We start from the raw sequence: 15,131 nt of genomic DNA, 5'->3' as shown, positions 1-15,131 counted from the left end.
TAATGTAATTTAAAATAAAAGGAGGAAGTAAGCAATGAGAAAAAGAACAAATAGTTGGAAAAAATGGGTAAGCGTCATGACTGTGGCAGCAATGGCCATGTGTGTATTCACCGGTTGTTCCGGAAATGGCGGCAATAGCGGAAATGCTGGAACCAGCCAGGCAGCCGCCGGCAGTGAAAGCGGAAAAACCGCTTCCGGTGACAAGTTCAAGGTGGCATGGATCAGCAGTGTCAACGACAACTGGCATCATCAAAACTGCACCATTTCCAAGGATTATATTGAAAAAAATACCGAAAACGTGGATATCACCATCATGGACTGCAAGAACTGGGACGAGGCGGAAATCGGTTCCCTGCTGGAGCAGATACAGCTTGCCGGCGACTATGATTTACTCATCATGGGCACCCAGTCCGATAGAACCGACACCATCCAGGAGCTTCAGAAAAACGGAACCCACGTGATTCTGGCCGTAGGCTCCTATCCCTGGGCCGAGGGCATCGCCTCCACCTGCAACTCCAGCGAATATGAGATGGCCCGGTTAATCGCCGAGGCCGCCATCAACGAGCTGCCACAGGGAGCAAAGGTGGTACTGCTTCGCGGAATGCAGGGCTACTGGGGCTCCGAGGAGCGAGGCAAGGCCTTCCACGACGTGCTGGAGACCAGAGACGACATCACCATTCTGGACGAACAGTACGCCACCTTTGACAAGGCAAAAGCGATGGCCGTTATGGACGACTGGATTACGGCCTACGGCGATGAAATCACAGGTGTCATCAGTGAAAATGATGTGATGGCTTTAGGCGCCATCGAATCGATGAATGCCGCTTCCATGAGCACCGATGACGTCTATGTCTACGGTATTGACGGTCTGTATCAGGGATGTAAGGCGGTGGAAGAAGGAATTATCCGGGCCACCTGCTACAATGACTGCCAGAAATTTGCAGAAGTATATCTGGACAGAGTGAAAAAACTGCAGAGCGGTGAGATTGACGCCTCTTACGTAGAAGACATCGTCCTAACTCCTGTTCGTATTGATAAGTCGAATGTTCAGGAATACCTTGATTTTTACAAAGAAAATGGATTTGATAAGTAATGATATTTCATAAAGAAAGAAAAGAGGAATTATGGCAATCTTTCAATGCACCATCTATTCTGAAAAATTGATGCAGAATACACAGGTAAATGTGATTCTGCCCCTGCCAAACGTCTCCAATATGGAGGACGGGGACAATCTCACCCTTCCCGCCGGAGCCCAGAAATACCAGACCCTCTGGCTGCTCCACTGCGGGACAGGCGACCAGAATGAGTTTTTGCGGTTTTCCCGCATCGAGGAATACGCGCAGAAAAAACTGCTGGCCGTCGTCATGCCAAATGTGGGAAACAGCTACTACTGCAATCTGCCCCACGGTGGCGAGTATTACGACTACTATACGGAAGAACTGCCCCGCATCATGCGGGCGGTTTTCCCCCTCTCTGAGAAACGGGAGGACAACTTTATCGGCGGCGCCTCCATGGGCGGATTTGGCGCCTTTGCAGCCGCTCTGAGAAATCCCGGTAATTATGCGGCGGCATTTTCCCTGTCCGGCGGGCTGATATTCAGGGATTCTGATTTTGGGAGAAACGTAGAGAAATGGCAGTTGAATGTAAACCAGACGATTTTTGGAGAGCATGAAGAATATTACAACGCCCATATCCATGATTTGGAAACGATGGCAAATGATTTTGCCGCCACCGGGCGGACACAGCCGATGCTTTATGCAGTAAACGGAAAGCAGGACGGCATAACGGCTGAATCGACTCCCAGGGCAATTACGGCTTTGAAAAATGCCGGCCTTACCATCACTTATGTGGAGGAGGACGGTGGGCATGGCTGGGATTTATGGGACCCCCAGCTTCGAAAGATCCTCGACTGGCTGCCATTAGCCAATGGGTTTGTGTAGGTTTCTACTTCTCTTCCCTCTCCAGCACAAACACTGGCAAATCCCAGCGGTATTTTCCGGCCAGCAGGCGGATCACGAATACCGCCGCCGTTCCCAATAGGATCGCCGCGGTCTCCGGTATCCGCTGGTACAATACCACATAAATCAAACTTCCAATCAACGCCGCGATGGCGTAAATCCGTTTGCAGAAGATCATCGGTGTGGAGTCCGCCATCACATCTCTTAAGAGGCCGCCTCCCACACCGGTGAGTACGCCGACGAACACCACTAGAAACCAGTTATCCCCATATCCGGTGCGGATGGCGGTCTGGGAGCCAATCACGGCGAAGATTCCCAGCCCCAGCGCATCGGAGAAATCCATGATGCGGGTCAGTTTGGCAAACAGCTTGTCCGTCAGCTCGCCCCGGGCCGCCACCATGAGAATCCAGACGGCTACCGTCGCAGTCGCCACGGCCACATAGATGCCGTTGCGGAACATATGGGGTGGAAACAATCCTAACAGCACATCCCGGACGGCCCCGCCGCCCACCGCCGTCACCGTTCCCAGCACCCAGACGCCGAAGATATCCATTTTCTTTGTATTCGCCACCATACACCCGGAAAATGCAAACGCCACCGTCCCGATTATCTCCAGTATCAACACAATATTTATCTCAATCATCACATTTCCCGCCTGTCTTTCTTTCACGTATCCTCTTACATAATCCTCATAAAAGATATCACAACTTTCCATGATTGACAAGCAGATAATCCGGTTACTATCAGCCAAACTCCATGGCGACACTTCCTCCCCGGACAATTTCAAACCGGTTGGCATAACATTTTTCCAACAGCGCAAGGAATTGGTTGTTGCACTCCTCCGTCTGCACGCTCTCGATGAGCACGGACGACGGAAGATAATCAATGACAGTGACATCAAATACCTGGGAAATCCGGAAAATTTCCTCCATATCCCGCTCCGAGCAGCTGCTTATTTTCACAAACATCAATTCTTTGCTATGTACAGCCACATCCGTATAGTCGACCACCTTGATGACCTCCACACTGCGGTTGAGCTGTTTTTTGACCTGCTCGAAGGTCTTGTCATCGCTGGTCAGGCTGATGGTCATGCGGGAAACGGTGCTGTCCTCGGTTGTCCCCACCGTCAAACTGTCCAGATTGTAGGACTTGCCGGAGAACAGACCCGCGATTCTGGCCAGCACACCGATATCATTTTCAACAAATAGACAAATCCACCTCTTTTTCATATTCCACTACTCCTCCCCATAGAACATCATATCCTCAATTGCGTGACCTGGTGGAACGATGGGCATGACATTTTCCTCCCGGTCAATGATGAACTCGATAACCGTCGGCACCTTGGCGGTGTGTTTCGCTGTTTCAAGCGCCGCCCCAATCTCCTCCTCCCTCGTCACCCGGATTCCCTTAGCGCCGTAGCTTTCCGCCAGCTTGACAAAATCCGGCGTGTATTCCGGGCAGCCGTTTGTCGGTGTGTGACAGCCAGTTAGACAGCTTTTTCGAAAACGCAGACAGGTGCTTACATACCGCCTGTCAAAAAACAACTCCTGCCACTGCCTGACATTTCCCAGATAACCATTATTGAAAATGCAGATGATCAGGGGCAGTTCATATACGATGGCGGTGGCCATCTCCTGAATGTTCATCTGCATACCGCCGTCCCCGGTAATGACGATGACATCCCTCGACGGATTGCCAAGTTTGGCCCCGATGCCCGCCGGGAATCCATATCCCATAGTTCCCAGACCGCCGGAGGTCAGCATCTGCTTCTTCCCGTTTAATTCCAAAAACTGAAACGCCCACAGCTGGTTCTGCCCCACATCCGTGGCGATGATGGCATCGTCAAAGCTGCGGTTTATCTCCCGGATGATTTTCTCCGGGGTCATTCCCTCTGTCTTCATGGCAAGGGGATGCTGTGTGTTCCAGCTTTTAATCTCCTCGATCCATTCTCCCGTATCCAGCGGTTTTGCTTTTTCAAGCAGCGCCTGAATCGTCATTTTGGCATCCGCCACAATCGGGATGTCCACCACCACATTTCTGGAAATGGAGGCGGAGTCGATGTCGACATGAATGATGGCCGCATGAGGGGCAAACTCCCCGATTTTGCCGGTAATGCGGTCGTTAAATCTGGTCCCGATGGAAAAGAGAACGTCACAGCGGCTGACAGCGGTGTTCGCCGCATAGCTGCCATGGATTCCGATATTTCCCACATAGAGCTTGTGGGTAGTGGGAATGGCGCCTTTCCCCATCATGGTGGTAACCACCGGAACACCAGTAAGCTCCGCAAGTTTCTGCATTTCCTCATTGGCATGACTGATATTTACGCCGCCGCCGATTAAAAAGACCGGCTTTTTCGCTTGGTTTAATGTCTCCAGCGCCTTTTTTATCTGTCCACCGTGAACGGACAGATTGGGCTTGTATCCCCTGATTTCCACCTTGTCCGGGTACTCGCCACTGCCATATTCCCTCTGAATATCCTTAGGCAAATCCACCACCACAACGCCCGGTTTTCCTGTTCTGGCAATGTAAAATGCTTTCTTGATCGTCGCCGCCAGCTCATCGCGTCTGCGCACGGTAACCGCATATTTGCAAATGCTTCTGGTAATGCCGGTAATGTCGACCTCCTGAAACGCATCATTGCCGATAAGGCCGGTAGGCACCTGCCCAGTGAAGCATACCAGCGGGACACTGTCATAATTGGCCGTTGCAATCCCGGTCACCAGATTCGTCGCTCCCGGCCCGCTTGTGACAAGACACACCCCCACCTTCCCGGTCGAGCGTGCGTAGCCGTCCGCGGCATGAACCAGCCCCTGCTCGTGCCGCGGCAGAATCACCTCTATCTCTGTCTCGCCATAAAGGGCGTCAAATAAATCAATCGCCTGGCCGCCCGGATAGGCAAACAGGGTATCCACCTGCTCCTCTCTGAGCGCTTTCACAAACAACTGTGCTCCTGTTATCATCCTTGTCCTCCTTCTTATGCTTTATATGATAGCATGTACTTGCATGCATTTATGCGATTTTAAAATGGTACAGAAATTCCGTACCATTTTATGTCTGTGCTATCTCCGGGTAATGCCCTCAATGAATACTTTGACACTGTTTTTGATATACTCCTCCTGCTCCACCTTTGTAAGCTCCTGTTGAAAGGATGCCTTCAAAAACGTATAGCCAAACGTCGAGGAAAAGATCGTCATCGCGAAGCTCTCATAATTCCCGGCGGCAATTTTCCCCCTCCGCTCCATCTCTTCCAGGTAACCGGTCATGGCGGTCAGGAATGCCTGGGGGATTTTCATAATCAGGGGAGCTGTCTCCGAATAGATCTGCGGCGCCCGCAATCCGATGGAGAGATTCACAAAATCCGGCGTGATTCTCTCCATATAGGCCCGCATAAACATTTCCAAATCCGGCTGAAGCTCCCACTGGACGTTCTGAAAGACCTCCTCGGAGATATTGGCCCGCCACTTCTCCTGCGACACTCCGTTTATCACGATATCCTGTTTGTTCTTGAATTTCCGAAACAGGGTGCATTCATTGACACCGGCCTGACGGGCGATGTCCTTTGTCGTCGTGGCAACATAACCCTTATCGCGGACCAGGGACATCGTCGCGTCAATGATTTTCTGGCTTGTCTCGTCCATTTCGCCCTCCATGCAAGTGTTTACTCTCATTCTATCTTATTTGGGGCGGAATGTCAATTTTTACTCCTGCAGAAAATCCCGCGATGCCAAATCGTATCTATCCTAATCGTGCGGTTAATCCGGTCTAATCCAGTTCCGGCCCGTTGTCCCTCTCAAACGCATACCACCCGCTGGAGCCAATCATCCGCATGAAATGTTTGATAAACCGCTTCATGGATTCTTCCAGCGCCTCGTTCATCTCCATATACTGGATATCGGGCTGCTCCTCCAGGATTTTTAACATACTGGCCTTCGTGTCATCCATGAAATCCGTGCAGACATTGATTTTATTGATTCCGTAGAGCACAGCTTTCTTTATATTCTCCTCACCGGCCCCGCTTCCGCCGTGGAGTACCAGCGGCATGTTCAGCTTCTCTTTCAACTCCCTCAGCCGCTCAAAATCCAGCTTTGGAATCATGTTCTTGGGATAACTGCCATGGGCTGTGCCGATGGCCACCGCCAGGCAGTCGCACCCGGTCCGCTTCACAAACTCCTCCGCCTGCGCCACATTCGTGTAGTAATCCTCATTCTGGCCGTCCGCATTGGCGGCCACGCCCACATGTCCCAGTTCTGCTTCCACGGAAATGCCTCTGTCATGGGCCAGAGCTGCCACGGCCCGCACGCGGCGGATATTCTCCTCCAGCTCATAGCTGGAGGCATCCACCATCACGCTGGAATAACCGCAGTGAATCGCCGTCTCGATATCCTCCATATTGACGCCGTGGTCAATGTTTAAGGCCACCGGAACCCGTACCGTCTCAGCCAGATTCTTAATCATCGGAGCCATGATATAGGGATAGGCGTGGGCCTTCATCTGCCTGGGTGATATATTCAGAATCACGGCGGATGCTTCCTCCTCGGCGCTCTCGATGCAGGCCTTCACCTGCTCCATATTGACCACATTGATTGCCATAACGGCATAATGATTTTCATGTGCATGCCAGAGCATGTCCTTCATTGATGCGTACATAATCGCTCCTTACTCGTTTTCTTCCTGGACTGCCAGTGGTTTTTTCAGTAATGCATACAGAACTCCCGTGATACAGCTTCCAAGCATCCACAGACCCACAAACAGCAGCGGGTTGGACGTCATGGCGATGACAAAGGCGCCGCCGTGGACCGCCGGGGATTCCAGCATGGTCACCATACAGAGACCGCCTGTCACAGCGCCTCCAATCATACAGGAAGCGATGACTCGAATCGGATCGTTGACCAGGAAGGGGATAACCGCCTCCTCGATGTAGCAGAAGGACAACAGAAAGGCCGATTTTGCATTCTCTCTGTCGATAGCGTCAAATTTCTTTTTTCCGCCCAGGAACGTCGCCAGAGCAATTCCCATGGGAGCAGTCATACCGGAGCACATTTTGGCGGAGGTCGGGATAAAGAAACCGTCCGCATTTAATCCGTTTGTAAACATGGCTGCGGCCTTACCGATAGGACCGCCCATGTCGAAGCACATCATGGCGCCAATCACAGCGCCCAGCACAAATTTGGAGCCGTTGTTCAGACCCATCAGCCAGTTTTGAAGCGTTGTCATTCCCCAGCTGATCGGACGTCCCAGAATATAATACATGACGAGGCCGCAAATCAGAGTCGTAAATACCGGAATCACCAGAATCGGCATAATGCCCTGAAGGCTCTTCGGCACATTAATCTTTTTGAACGCCAGGACCACGTAGCCCACCAGAATACCGCCAATCAATCCGCCGACAAACCCGGTGTTGATAGAGTTGGCCAGAGCGCCCATGGCAAGACCGGGAGCGATACCCGGCTTGTCCGCCATAGCGTAAGCCGTGAAGGCCGCCACCGCCGGAACCGTAAACTGCCACAAACTGGAACCAATCAGATAAATAACCTTGGCGAAGGTGTCAATGTTGGCCATCTCCGCGCCGATATTGTAACCGCCCAGCATTTTCGCAATCGCCTGCAGGACTCCGCCGCCCACAATCACAGGAATCATATAGGAAATGCCGGTCATAAAGGAATCTTTGATAAACGCACCCGTACTTTTCTTCTTTGCATTTTTTCTCTTCAGTTCTGCCATAATTATTCCAACGCCTCCATCAATTCTTTTACAATGCCATCAGGGTCCTTCACCGCTTCCTGCACGCCTACGGTCAGTGTCGGTACGTCGTCAAACCGGTTTCCATTTTTAATGCGGATGTCACTGGCAATAATCGCCGCGTCCGCCCGCTCCAAATCCTCCGGGGTAATCTCATTTTCCAACCCCTGTGCCCCCTGGGTCTCCACCTTTACCTCGTGTCCTGCCTTTTTGACTGCCTTCTCCAGGTTTGCCGCCGCCATATACGTATGGGCGATTCCCACCGGGCAAGCCGTTACACATACAATAAACATAACCTATTCCCCTTTCTCCTTAAATACCTTTTTGATATCATTAACGGACTCCGCCTCCAACAGGCCTGTTCTGAAGTCGTCGTCCATTAAGTTCCTTGCCAGTGTTGACAGCATGGTCAGATGGGTGTTGTCGCCGTCATCCGGCGCTGCCAGCATGATAATGTAGTTCACCGGAAGCCCGTCAAAGGAGCCCCAGTCTATCTCCCCGTTTAATCGAACCAGGGTAAATGCCGCCTGCTTCACGGCGCTGCTCTTACAGTGGGGAATGGCAATATGCATTCCGATTCCCGTCGCAAATTCTTTTTCCCGCTCATACACCCCGCGGATGTAGGCGTCCTTGTCGCTGAGTCTGTCGGCGTCATCGAGGAGATTCGCTACCTTTAAGATAGCGTCATCCTTTGAATCGACTTCCAGTCCGAACCGTATCAGCCGTTCGTCAATCATGGTACTTAAATCCATCTATCATTACCTCCGGTTTTTCCTGTAATTTGGCTTGTCCGTCTGCCTTATGTGACCAGAATATCAGAAACTGTCCCCAATCACAAATCATTTTCTTGCACTGAATTGGGGAAATGATTGTTTTATTGCCTGTTGATTCCGTATTCCTTCGGAAATTCTCAGTATTTATGCATGTTATACACCTTTTTGCCATTTATATAATGTTTATTTGTGTTTTTTACAACTTCTTGCACCAGGATAGTGCAATTTAATGCTTTTTGTTTGTGTAAAAGAACAATTATAATAAGGCTAACAAAGATATCTAACAAGCAACTAACAAGCAAAGGAGAATGCATTATGGAAGATTTTGAATTTCACAGCCCAACAAAAGTACTATTCGGAAAAGGCGCGGAAACCAGGGTGGGGGCTGAAATCGCCTCCAGAGGATTCCACCGGGTTCTGGTTCATTTTGGAGGCACCTACCTGGCGGAAACCGGGGTGCTTGACAGAATCCATCAGAGTTTAACCGACGCCGGTCTTTCCTATCTGGATTTGGGGGGCGTCGTTCCCAACCCAAGACTGTCCCACGCCAAGGAAGGCGTTGCCCTCTGTAAAAAAGAAGGGGTTGATTTTATTTTAGGCGTGGGCGGCGGCAGCGCCATCGATTCCGCCAAAGCCATCGCCTACGGCCTGGCAAATGAGTTCGATTTGGAGGACCTCTTTCTTGGAAAAGTAAAAACAGACAAGATTGCCCCCATCGGCTGTATCACCACCATCGCCGCCACAGGCTCCGAGACCAGCAACTCCACGGTGGTCACCATTGAGACCAAAGAGCAGGGGATTTTAAAACGTTCCTACAACCACGACTGTGCCAGACCGCTCTTCGCGGTGATGAATCCGGAGCTCACCTACACGCTGCCCACCTATCAGACGTCCAGCGGGGCCGCCGATATTATGATGCACACCATGGAACGCTACATCACCCAGGCCAAAAATGTGGAGTTAAGCGACCGCATTTCCGAGGGACTTCTGATAACCGTGCGGGATGCCGCCTTCAAGGTCCTCAAAAATCCACAGGATTATGAGGCAAGGGCTAACCTGATGTGGGCAGGCAGCTTATCCCACAACGGATTGACGGGAACCGGCCGAATCAACGATTTCCCGGTTCACAAGCTGGGGCACGAGCTGAGCGCCATGTTTGACGCCACCCACGGCGCCAGCCTTACCGCCACCTGGGGCAGCTGGGCCAGAACGGTATACAAGAGCAACCCGGCTCGGTTTGCAAGGTTTGCTGTGGAGGTATTCGGGGTGGAACTCAATTACGATGATTTGGAGGAGACCGCCCTGACCGGCATTGACGCCTGGGACGACTGGTGCGTGAAAATCGGCATGCCCATCACCATCACTGACCTGCTGGGCTTCACACCGACGGAGGCCCAGATTGACGAGATGGCCGAGAAGGCGGCGGCTACAGGCGGAGGGGTTATCGGCCTGTTCCACCGGCTGGACAAGCAGGATTTGATAGCTATTTATAAAAAAGCATTGTAAGATAGAGTTAGATCAGTTTTAAACCGACGATGAATCAAATAGTAGGAGAAGATGTTTGCAATGTTGCTGCCGAGAGAGAAAAAGATACTGGAATTACTATATAAGAGCAAACGTGAATGGACCACTGCCGAGCTGGCAAATTCCCTGCACATCAGTCCGCGGACGGTGAAGACGGACGTGCGCCGAATCAAGGAGGAGTTAAAGGACACCGGCTGTATGCTTGAGACGAAGACGGGAAAAGGGTTGTGGCTTTCCTGTGACAGGGACGGGCGCGCTTTTTTGAACAATCTGTTGTTACATGCGGACAGCCCCTGTTCCTACGCCCCGGAGGCCAGGAAATATTTTATCGCGGCCCAGCTTTTGGACAGTGACGACTTCATTTCCATGGAATCTATTTCCCTGTCTCTGTATGTGAGCAAGGGTACGGTCATGAACGATATCGCCAGGCTGGAGGAATTCTTTTTAAAGCAGGGGCTGGTTCTGGAAAAGAAGGCCAAATACGGCGTCCGGATACGCGGGGAGGAGAAGCAGCTCCGCATCGCCAAGGCCAACGTGCTGCGCTCCATCATCGCCGCCCAGGGAAGCTCTGCCTCGGAGCGGCTGCAGCCGTTTTTTGACGGGATTGACGTCAACCGGATCAACGAGATACTGCAGGAGAGCGAGGAAACATTCAATTTCGTGCTGACCGATGCCTCCTACTCGGAAATGCTGACTCATCTCTCCATCATTGTAAAACGTCTTCGGAGAAAGAAGTTCTGCACCATTGATGAAGAGCATCTGGTGGAATACCGCCGGAAGGAGGAGTGGCCTGTCTGTGAGTTTATGGGGAGAAAACTGCAGGAGGCCTTTGACATCGAGCTGTCCAACGGCGACATTACCTATATTTATATGAATCTGACGGCGGCCAGGCTTTTGAGGGAGGCCATGACACTGCCGAAAGATTTCGACGACAGCCAGGACGCGTCGCCTCAGACACTGGCGGCTCTGGAGCACATCATTGGGCAGGTGGATGAGCGTTATGGGGAGCATCTGCTGGCGGACAATATGTTTACCACCGCCCTCTTCGTCCATCTGACCGCCATGTTTAACCGGCTGCGCAACAAGATTCACATGGAAAATCCGCTAAAAGCCATGGTCAAAAAGGATTTGGCCTATGAGTTTGAGGTGGCGGCTTACATGGCCGGACTTTTTGAGGAGCAGTTTCAAGTCACGCTGGGGGAGAATGAGCTGTGTGATATCGCCCTCTATGTGGGGGCCAGTCTGGAGCGGGAAAAAGCCCAGCGGCAGGTCACCAGGCCCAGGGTTGCTATCGTGTGCAGCACCGGCATGGGGACTTCCCAGTTTGTGGAGGCGCGGCTCAAATCCTGTTTCCCGGATATGGTGATCGACAAAATTCTGCCGGTCTCCAAGGTGGAGCGGGTGATGGACAACAGCCCGGTTGACTTTATCATTTCCACGGTGCCACTGACCTACGAGAAGGTCAAGGTGATCTGTGTGTCGCCGCTGTTAAATGACGATGACATCCACAAAATCAAGCAGGAGGGCTACTCCGCCCCGGAGACGGCGCCGCCGGTGACAACCGGGGATTATCACCACCTGTTCCAGCTGATGAGTGAGCGGATTACCATTCTCAAATGCGACTGCCGTTCCAAGGAGGAGGTCATCGAGCTTCTGGGCGGCCGCCTTTACCGGGAGGGATTCGTGGACGAGGGATTTGTGGAATCGGTGTTCGTCCGGGAGAATCTGGCGCCCACCTCCATCGGGTATACCTTTGCCATTCCCCACGCCTATATGGGACATATCAAGAAACAGGGGATCGGACTGATGACGCTGAAGCATCCCATTCCGTGGGATAACGGGGAAAAGGTGCAGATTGTGTTAATGCTTTCGATTGATGTGAAGAGCAGTGACGCGTTTAAGATTATCTTCTCCCAGCTGGCTGATTTGACCAAGGATTTGCCGGCGGTGGAGCAGATTTTGAAGGCGGAGCGGCTCAGTGAGATACTGCGATATTTTAAAATAAATTGAGGGGAATAAACAATATGAATGTCTTGAAAAAGCGATGGGGGTATCTGGCCATGGCTGTTCTTGTCCTGCTCTTTATGGGGATCGGCTACGCGTTTTCGCTGTTTGTCGTGCCCATTGAGCAGGATTTGGGGCTGACCCGGGCGGACACTTCCTTCGTGTTTACACTCTGTTTTATCTGCTTTGCCCTGGGCTCTCTGGTGACCGGATTCATGGTACAGAAAATTCCTCCCAGATATCTGCTGCGGGCCGGCGCCTGTATGATATTCGCCGGCTTTCTGCTGTCTGCCCGGGTGACGAAGCTGTGGCAGCTCTACGTGACATACAGCATCTGCTGCGGGTATGCCATTGGGATTGCATACAATATTATGATAAGCCTGCTGCCACTGTATTTCCACGATAGGATTGGCATTGCCACCGGCACACTGCTGATGGGATACGCCATGAGCACCACGGTATTGGGACCCCCCTGCCAGTCTCTGATGTCCGCCTACGGGTGGAGATTCTGTTTTGTGGCGCTGGGGATCTGCGGGGCTATCGTTCTGGCTTTGGGGAGCGTGATGATTCACGTGCCTACGAAGGAACAGGAACCATATCTTCCCAAATCAGAAGATGCCGGAAGCGGCGGTCTGGAACTGCCGCCCTCCGGCATGCTGCATACGAAAACTTATTTTGTATTTCTCACCATCTATATTACCATCGGCGGTGTGGGGATGTCCTTTATCAATCACGGCGCCATGATTCTGCAGGAGGATTTTGCGCTGTCCGCCAGCGTCAGCGCCGTGCTGGTGGGATTTATCTGCCTGTTCAATGGGATTGGACGGGTTCTGTGGGGAATCATCTATGATAAAATTGGGGGTGCGCGGTCGCTCCGCTATCTGGGAGGGCTGCTGGTGGCGGGGATGGCCGTTTCCCTGGGTGCCCTGCTGTTTAAAAATTCCGCAGGCTCTGTCATCGGGATGGCTCTGATCCTGTTTATCTACGGCGGAAGCTCCAGCCTGGCGCCGATTATCGTGCGGGCGCTGTTTGGCAACCGGTATTTCTCCATGAACTTTGCGGTGACCAATATCGGTACTATGATATTGTCCAGCGTGCCGGCGCTGATTGGCTCCTTACAGACGGTTTACCACAACTATCTGGTGCCTTATCTGGTTTTGGCTGCCCTGTCTCTGGTGGCGCTTTTGATGGCCTGTCTGTACCAGGTGACTACCAGGAAAGAGCTTCAGCTAAATTTATCTGCGTGATGGAGATGACGAAGGGAATCTCCTGTGTATCATGAGATTCTTAATAAAGATTGGCGGCCTTTCTCACAAGGGCTTCCATCAGTTTCTCCATCTTTTCCACCGCCGGATGATGGGCCAGGTCGTAATCATCCAACAGGCGTTCCAGACGCGGGAATGCCAGCCAGGTGCTTCCGGCTTCGTCCTCCCAGATGGATATCTTCAGCGGGAGCTCCAGGGACACGCTCTGGTCCGCTTCCATCAGGCCGGTGCCTACGCTTGGAGAGCCGAAGACCAGAACGGTAGTGGGGCGTAATTGGAGTCCAACTTCTTCGGCATTCTTCGCGTGGTCGAATTTGGCAAACAGGGGGATGTTCCGCTCTGCCAGTTCCCTCTCCAGACGGGCCACGCTCTCCTTCACCGGGAACTGGCCTTCCGTCAGAAACAGCTTGTTGTCATCATAGTTAGTGGAGAGCAAATCTCCAAACGCCCCCGCAATCCGGCGGCCCAGATTTGTCAAATCCACGCCCTCCTTGTTGGCAAGGAGGGTCACGCAGACCAGTTCCTCCGGGTGAGTGAAACGGCTTAGGAAGGCGGAAAATCCTGGCACGGAGCCCTTGATATCCATCAGTCCTCTGTGGTGGTAGAACTGCCAGCCGGCACAGGCGGGCACTTTAGTTCCATCCGGAAGACTCCACGGGGCGTACACCAGACTCCGGTTTTCCGGCTCTTTGATGAGAACCGCCCCGGCCAATCCGATATCCCAGAAGGAAATATCCTGGGCGGACGCCCAGATATCGCCAAATCCTTTCAGGGCGGAAGAATGTATCTCACTGTCCCCAGCGGCCGTCTCGATTGGGTCGATGTAGCGCCCATCTTTCTTGAACAGCTGGTGGACATTTTCTGTCAGACTCACATCTTCTTTATCAAACTGATCCAAATCCTCGGAAAATGCTGTGTGGCGGAGTCCCAGATAATTAATCTGGTGTTCCTTCACAAATGCATGGTAGCTCTGTCCGCTGACAGCTTCTATCACTTCGGTCAGAACTAAAAAGTTGGTGGCACTCAGTTCCACACTGGTGTCCGGCACAAAGCGGTTTGGGATGTCTTTTACCAGGCCGATTAATTCCTGAACGGTCCATTCACGGGCCGGGCTCCAGTCCGGCTGGTTCCGATAGTCCGGAAGTCCGGTGCTGTGGTGGAGTAGCTGCCTTACGGTGACAGGTTTCCAGGACTCCGGCAGAGACGGCACGTAGTCTCCGGCGGCTTTGTCCAAATCCAGCATGCCTCTCTCATACAGCTGTATCACGGCCACGGCTGTGAATGCCTGGGAGATGGGACCCACCGGCCACATGGTGTTGGCGGTGGCCAGCCGGCGCTGGCCCACGTCAGAAAGACCGTATCCCACGACTCTGGGAATATAGGGTGCCTGCACGATGGCGAGCGTCATACCCGGAATCTCCTGCTCCTTCATAAATTCCCATATCATCTCATCCACGGAATGATTCAGATAAGAAACGTCCGCGCTTCCTCTCATCTTCATGACTTCATGCTCTTTTGTATTCATGTGGTTTCTCCTTTCGAGAATGGAATTATTACACAACTGTAATAATTTTTGTTGCAGTTAATACTGTAATTATAACAGTTACAATTGGAATGTCAAGGATTATTTTGGAGAGTATAAAAATAAGACCATTCACGCACCCTATGATTGAGGTGATGAATATGATAGATAACCATGAACTTCCCATCGGATTTACCATGGAACTGGCCCAGCATTCCGATATTTTAAACCGCTTCGCCACGCTTCCGAAACCAGAGCAGGAGCAGATTGTGAACGGAGCCAGAGAAGTGGAAAGCCGGGACGAGATGCGCAATTATGTGGAAAATATGTTCCGTGGGTGAGAATT

16 protein-coding genes are annotated in these 15,131 nt (G+C 52.0%); 6 read left to right on the top strand and 10 right to left on the bottom strand.

Annotation, left to right across the window (positions count from 1 at the left end):
- Positions 1–9: 9 nt before the first annotated feature.
- Complete coding sequence (locus HMPREF9473_RS28700) at positions 10–111, bottom strand: hypothetical protein (protein ID WP_434059272.1); 102 nt, start codon at positions 109–111, stop codon at positions 10–12.
- Between HMPREF9473_RS28700 and HMPREF9473_RS06250 the strand changes: the two genes are divergently transcribed.
- Together HMPREF9473_RS06250 and HMPREF9473_RS06245 are read left to right on the top strand one after the other, a co-directional pair.
- Positions 77–1,093, top strand: a complete 1,017-nt coding sequence (locus HMPREF9473_RS06250) for a sugar ABC transporter substrate-binding protein (RefSeq protein WP_434059271.1) — start codon at positions 77–79, stop codon at positions 1,091–1,093. The two genes, HMPREF9473_RS28700 and HMPREF9473_RS06250, sit on opposite strands and share 35 nt — an antisense overlap.
- A 31-nt stretch (positions 1,094–1,124) precedes the next feature.
- Positions 1,125–1,940: an alpha/beta hydrolase gene (locus tag HMPREF9473_RS06245; RefSeq protein WP_006779225.1), complete on the top strand. Its 816-nt coding sequence runs from the start codon at positions 1,125–1,127 to the stop codon at positions 1,938–1,940.
- A gap of 4 nt (positions 1,941–1,944) precedes the next feature.
- On the opposite strand, the gene HMPREF9473_RS06240 is transcribed toward HMPREF9473_RS06245, so the two are convergent.
- The 8 genes from HMPREF9473_RS06240 to HMPREF9473_RS06205 form a co-directional block, all read right to left on the bottom strand.
- Positions 1,945–2,628: a trimeric intracellular cation channel family protein gene (locus tag HMPREF9473_RS06240; RefSeq protein WP_242830782.1), complete on the bottom strand. Its 684-nt coding sequence runs from the start codon at positions 2,626–2,628 to the stop codon at positions 1,945–1,947.
- Between the two features lie 73 nt (positions 2,629–2,701).
- Positions 2,702–3,187, bottom strand: coding sequence for an acetolactate synthase small subunit (gene ilvN, locus HMPREF9473_RS06235; RefSeq protein WP_006779223.1), 486 nt, complete (start codon positions 3,185–3,187; stop codon positions 2,702–2,704).
- Positions 3,188–3,193: 6 nt separating this feature from the next.
- Positions 3,194–4,918 (bottom strand): biosynthetic-type acetolactate synthase large subunit, encoded by a 1,725-nt coding sequence (ilvB, locus tag HMPREF9473_RS06230; RefSeq protein WP_006779222.1) that lies wholly within the window; start codon positions 4,916–4,918, stop codon positions 3,194–3,196.
- Positions 4,919–5,017: 99 nt separating this feature from the next.
- The gene (locus HMPREF9473_RS06225) at positions 5,018–5,596 is read right to left on the bottom strand and encodes a TetR/AcrR family transcriptional regulator (RefSeq protein WP_006779221.1); all 579 of its coding nucleotides are present in this window, start codon (positions 5,594–5,596) and stop codon (positions 5,018–5,020) included.
- A 124-nt stretch (positions 5,597–5,720) separates the two neighbouring features.
- A complete protein-coding gene (locus HMPREF9473_RS06220; RefSeq protein ID WP_006779220.1) occupies positions 5,721–6,605 on the bottom strand; it encodes a class II fructose-bisphosphate aldolase in 885 nt (294 codons plus the stop codon).
- Between the two features lie 9 nt (positions 6,606–6,614).
- On the bottom strand, positions 6,615–7,679 hold the full coding sequence (locus tag HMPREF9473_RS06215; protein ID WP_006779219.1) for a PTS fructose transporter subunit IIC: 1,065 nt from the start codon (positions 7,677–7,679) through the stop codon (positions 6,615–6,617).
- Positions 7,680–7,681: 2 nt separating this feature from the next.
- Positions 7,682–7,990 carry a PTS fructose transporter subunit IIB gene (locus tag HMPREF9473_RS06210; protein ID WP_006779218.1) on the bottom strand — a complete coding sequence of 103 codons (309 nt, stop codon included), beginning with the start codon at positions 7,988–7,990 and terminating at the stop codon, positions 7,682–7,684.
- A 3-nt stretch (positions 7,991–7,993) separates the two neighbouring features.
- Positions 7,994–8,449, bottom strand: a complete 456-nt coding sequence (locus tag HMPREF9473_RS06205; protein WP_006779217.1) for a PTS sugar transporter subunit IIA — start codon at positions 8,447–8,449, stop codon at positions 7,994–7,996.
- Between the two features lie 336 nt (positions 8,450–8,785).
- Here HMPREF9473_RS06205 and HMPREF9473_RS06200 point away from each other — a divergent pair, with 336 nt between their 5' ends.
- The 3 genes from HMPREF9473_RS06200 to HMPREF9473_RS06190 are packed head-to-tail and all read left to right on the top strand — an operon-like array spanning position 8,786 to position 13,245.
- Positions 8,786–9,976: an iron-containing alcohol dehydrogenase gene (locus HMPREF9473_RS06200; protein WP_006779216.1), complete on the top strand. Its 1,191-nt coding sequence runs from the start codon at positions 8,786–8,788 to the stop codon at positions 9,974–9,976.
- 51 nt (positions 9,977–10,027) lie between these two features.
- Positions 10,028–12,004: a BglG family transcription antiterminator gene (locus HMPREF9473_RS06195; protein ID WP_006779215.1), complete on the top strand. Its 1,977-nt coding sequence runs from the start codon at positions 10,028–10,030 to the stop codon at positions 12,002–12,004.
- Positions 12,005–12,018: 14 nt separating this feature from the next.
- Positions 12,019–13,245, top strand: a complete 1,227-nt coding sequence (locus HMPREF9473_RS06190; protein ID WP_006779214.1) for an MFS transporter — start codon at positions 12,019–12,021, stop codon at positions 13,243–13,245.
- Positions 13,246–13,285: 40 nt separating this feature from the next.
- Here the strand turns inward: HMPREF9473_RS06190 and HMPREF9473_RS06185 are convergent, their stop codons facing one another.
- Positions 13,286–14,788 (bottom strand): serine hydrolase, encoded by a 1,503-nt coding sequence (locus HMPREF9473_RS06185; protein ID WP_006779213.1) that lies wholly within the window; start codon positions 14,786–14,788, stop codon positions 13,286–13,288.
- 158 nt (positions 14,789–14,946) lie between these two features.
- Between HMPREF9473_RS06185 and HMPREF9473_RS06180 the strand changes: the two genes are divergently transcribed.
- On the top strand, positions 14,947–15,126 hold the full coding sequence (locus HMPREF9473_RS06180; protein WP_034858851.1) for a hypothetical protein: 180 nt from the start codon (positions 14,947–14,949) through the stop codon (positions 15,124–15,126).
- Positions 15,127–15,131: the final 5 nt, after the last annotated feature.

It is taken from the genome of Hungatella hathewayi WAL-18680 (genome assembly GCF_000235505.1).
Lineage (GTDB): Bacteria > Bacillota > Clostridia > Lachnospirales > Lachnospiraceae > Hungatella_A > Hungatella_A hathewayi_A.
The sequence above is the reverse complement of the archived record's forward strand: the minus strand, read 5'-3'. Positions and strand labels throughout refer to the sequence as shown.

Excerpts from the sequence above, each read along its gene's own strand:
- HMPREF9473_RS06250 (WP_434059271.1), top strand. The coding sequence starts at position 77 with ATGACTGTGGCAGCAATGGCCATGTGTGTATTCACCGGTTGTTCCGGA.
- HMPREF9473_RS06245 (WP_006779225.1), top strand. The coding sequence starts at position 1,125 with ATGGCAATCTTTCAATGCACCATCTATTCTGAAAAATTGATGCAGAAT.
- ilvN (WP_006779223.1), bottom strand. The coding sequence starts at position 3,187 with ATGAAAAAGAGGTGGATTTGTCTATTTGTTGAAAATGATATCGGTGTG.
- ilvB (WP_006779222.1), bottom strand. The coding sequence starts at position 4,918 with ATGATAACAGGAGCACAGTTGTTTGTGAAAGCGCTCAGAGAGGAGCAG.
- HMPREF9473_RS06225 (WP_006779221.1), bottom strand. The coding sequence starts at position 5,596 with ATGGACGAGACAAGCCAGAAAATCATTGACGCGACGATGTCCCTGGTC.
- HMPREF9473_RS06220 (WP_006779220.1), bottom strand. The coding sequence starts at position 6,605 with ATGTACGCATCAATGAAGGACATGCTCTGGCATGCACATGAAAATCAT.
- HMPREF9473_RS06215 (WP_006779219.1), bottom strand. The coding sequence starts at position 7,679 with ATGGCAGAACTGAAGAGAAAAAATGCAAAGAAGAAAAGTACGGGTGCG.
- HMPREF9473_RS06210 (WP_006779218.1), bottom strand. The coding sequence starts at position 7,990 with ATGTTTATTGTATGTGTAACGGCTTGCCCGGTGGGAATCGCCCATACG.
- HMPREF9473_RS06205 (WP_006779217.1), bottom strand. The coding sequence starts at position 8,449 with ATGGATTTAAGTACCATGATTGACGAACGGCTGATACGGTTCGGACTG.
- HMPREF9473_RS06200 (WP_006779216.1), top strand. The coding sequence starts at position 8,786 with ATGGAAGATTTTGAATTTCACAGCCCAACAAAAGTACTATTCGGAAAA.
- HMPREF9473_RS06195 (WP_006779215.1), top strand. The coding sequence starts at position 10,028 with ATGTTTGCAATGTTGCTGCCGAGAGAGAAAAAGATACTGGAATTACTA.
- HMPREF9473_RS06190 (WP_006779214.1), top strand. The coding sequence starts at position 12,019 with ATGAATGTCTTGAAAAAGCGATGGGGGTATCTGGCCATGGCTGTTCTT.
- HMPREF9473_RS06185 (WP_006779213.1), bottom strand. The coding sequence starts at position 14,788 with ATGAATACAAAAGAGCATGAAGTCATGAAGATGAGAGGAAGCGCGGAC.
- HMPREF9473_RS06180 (WP_034858851.1), top strand. The coding sequence starts at position 14,947 with ATGATAGATAACCATGAACTTCCCATCGGATTTACCATGGAACTGGCC.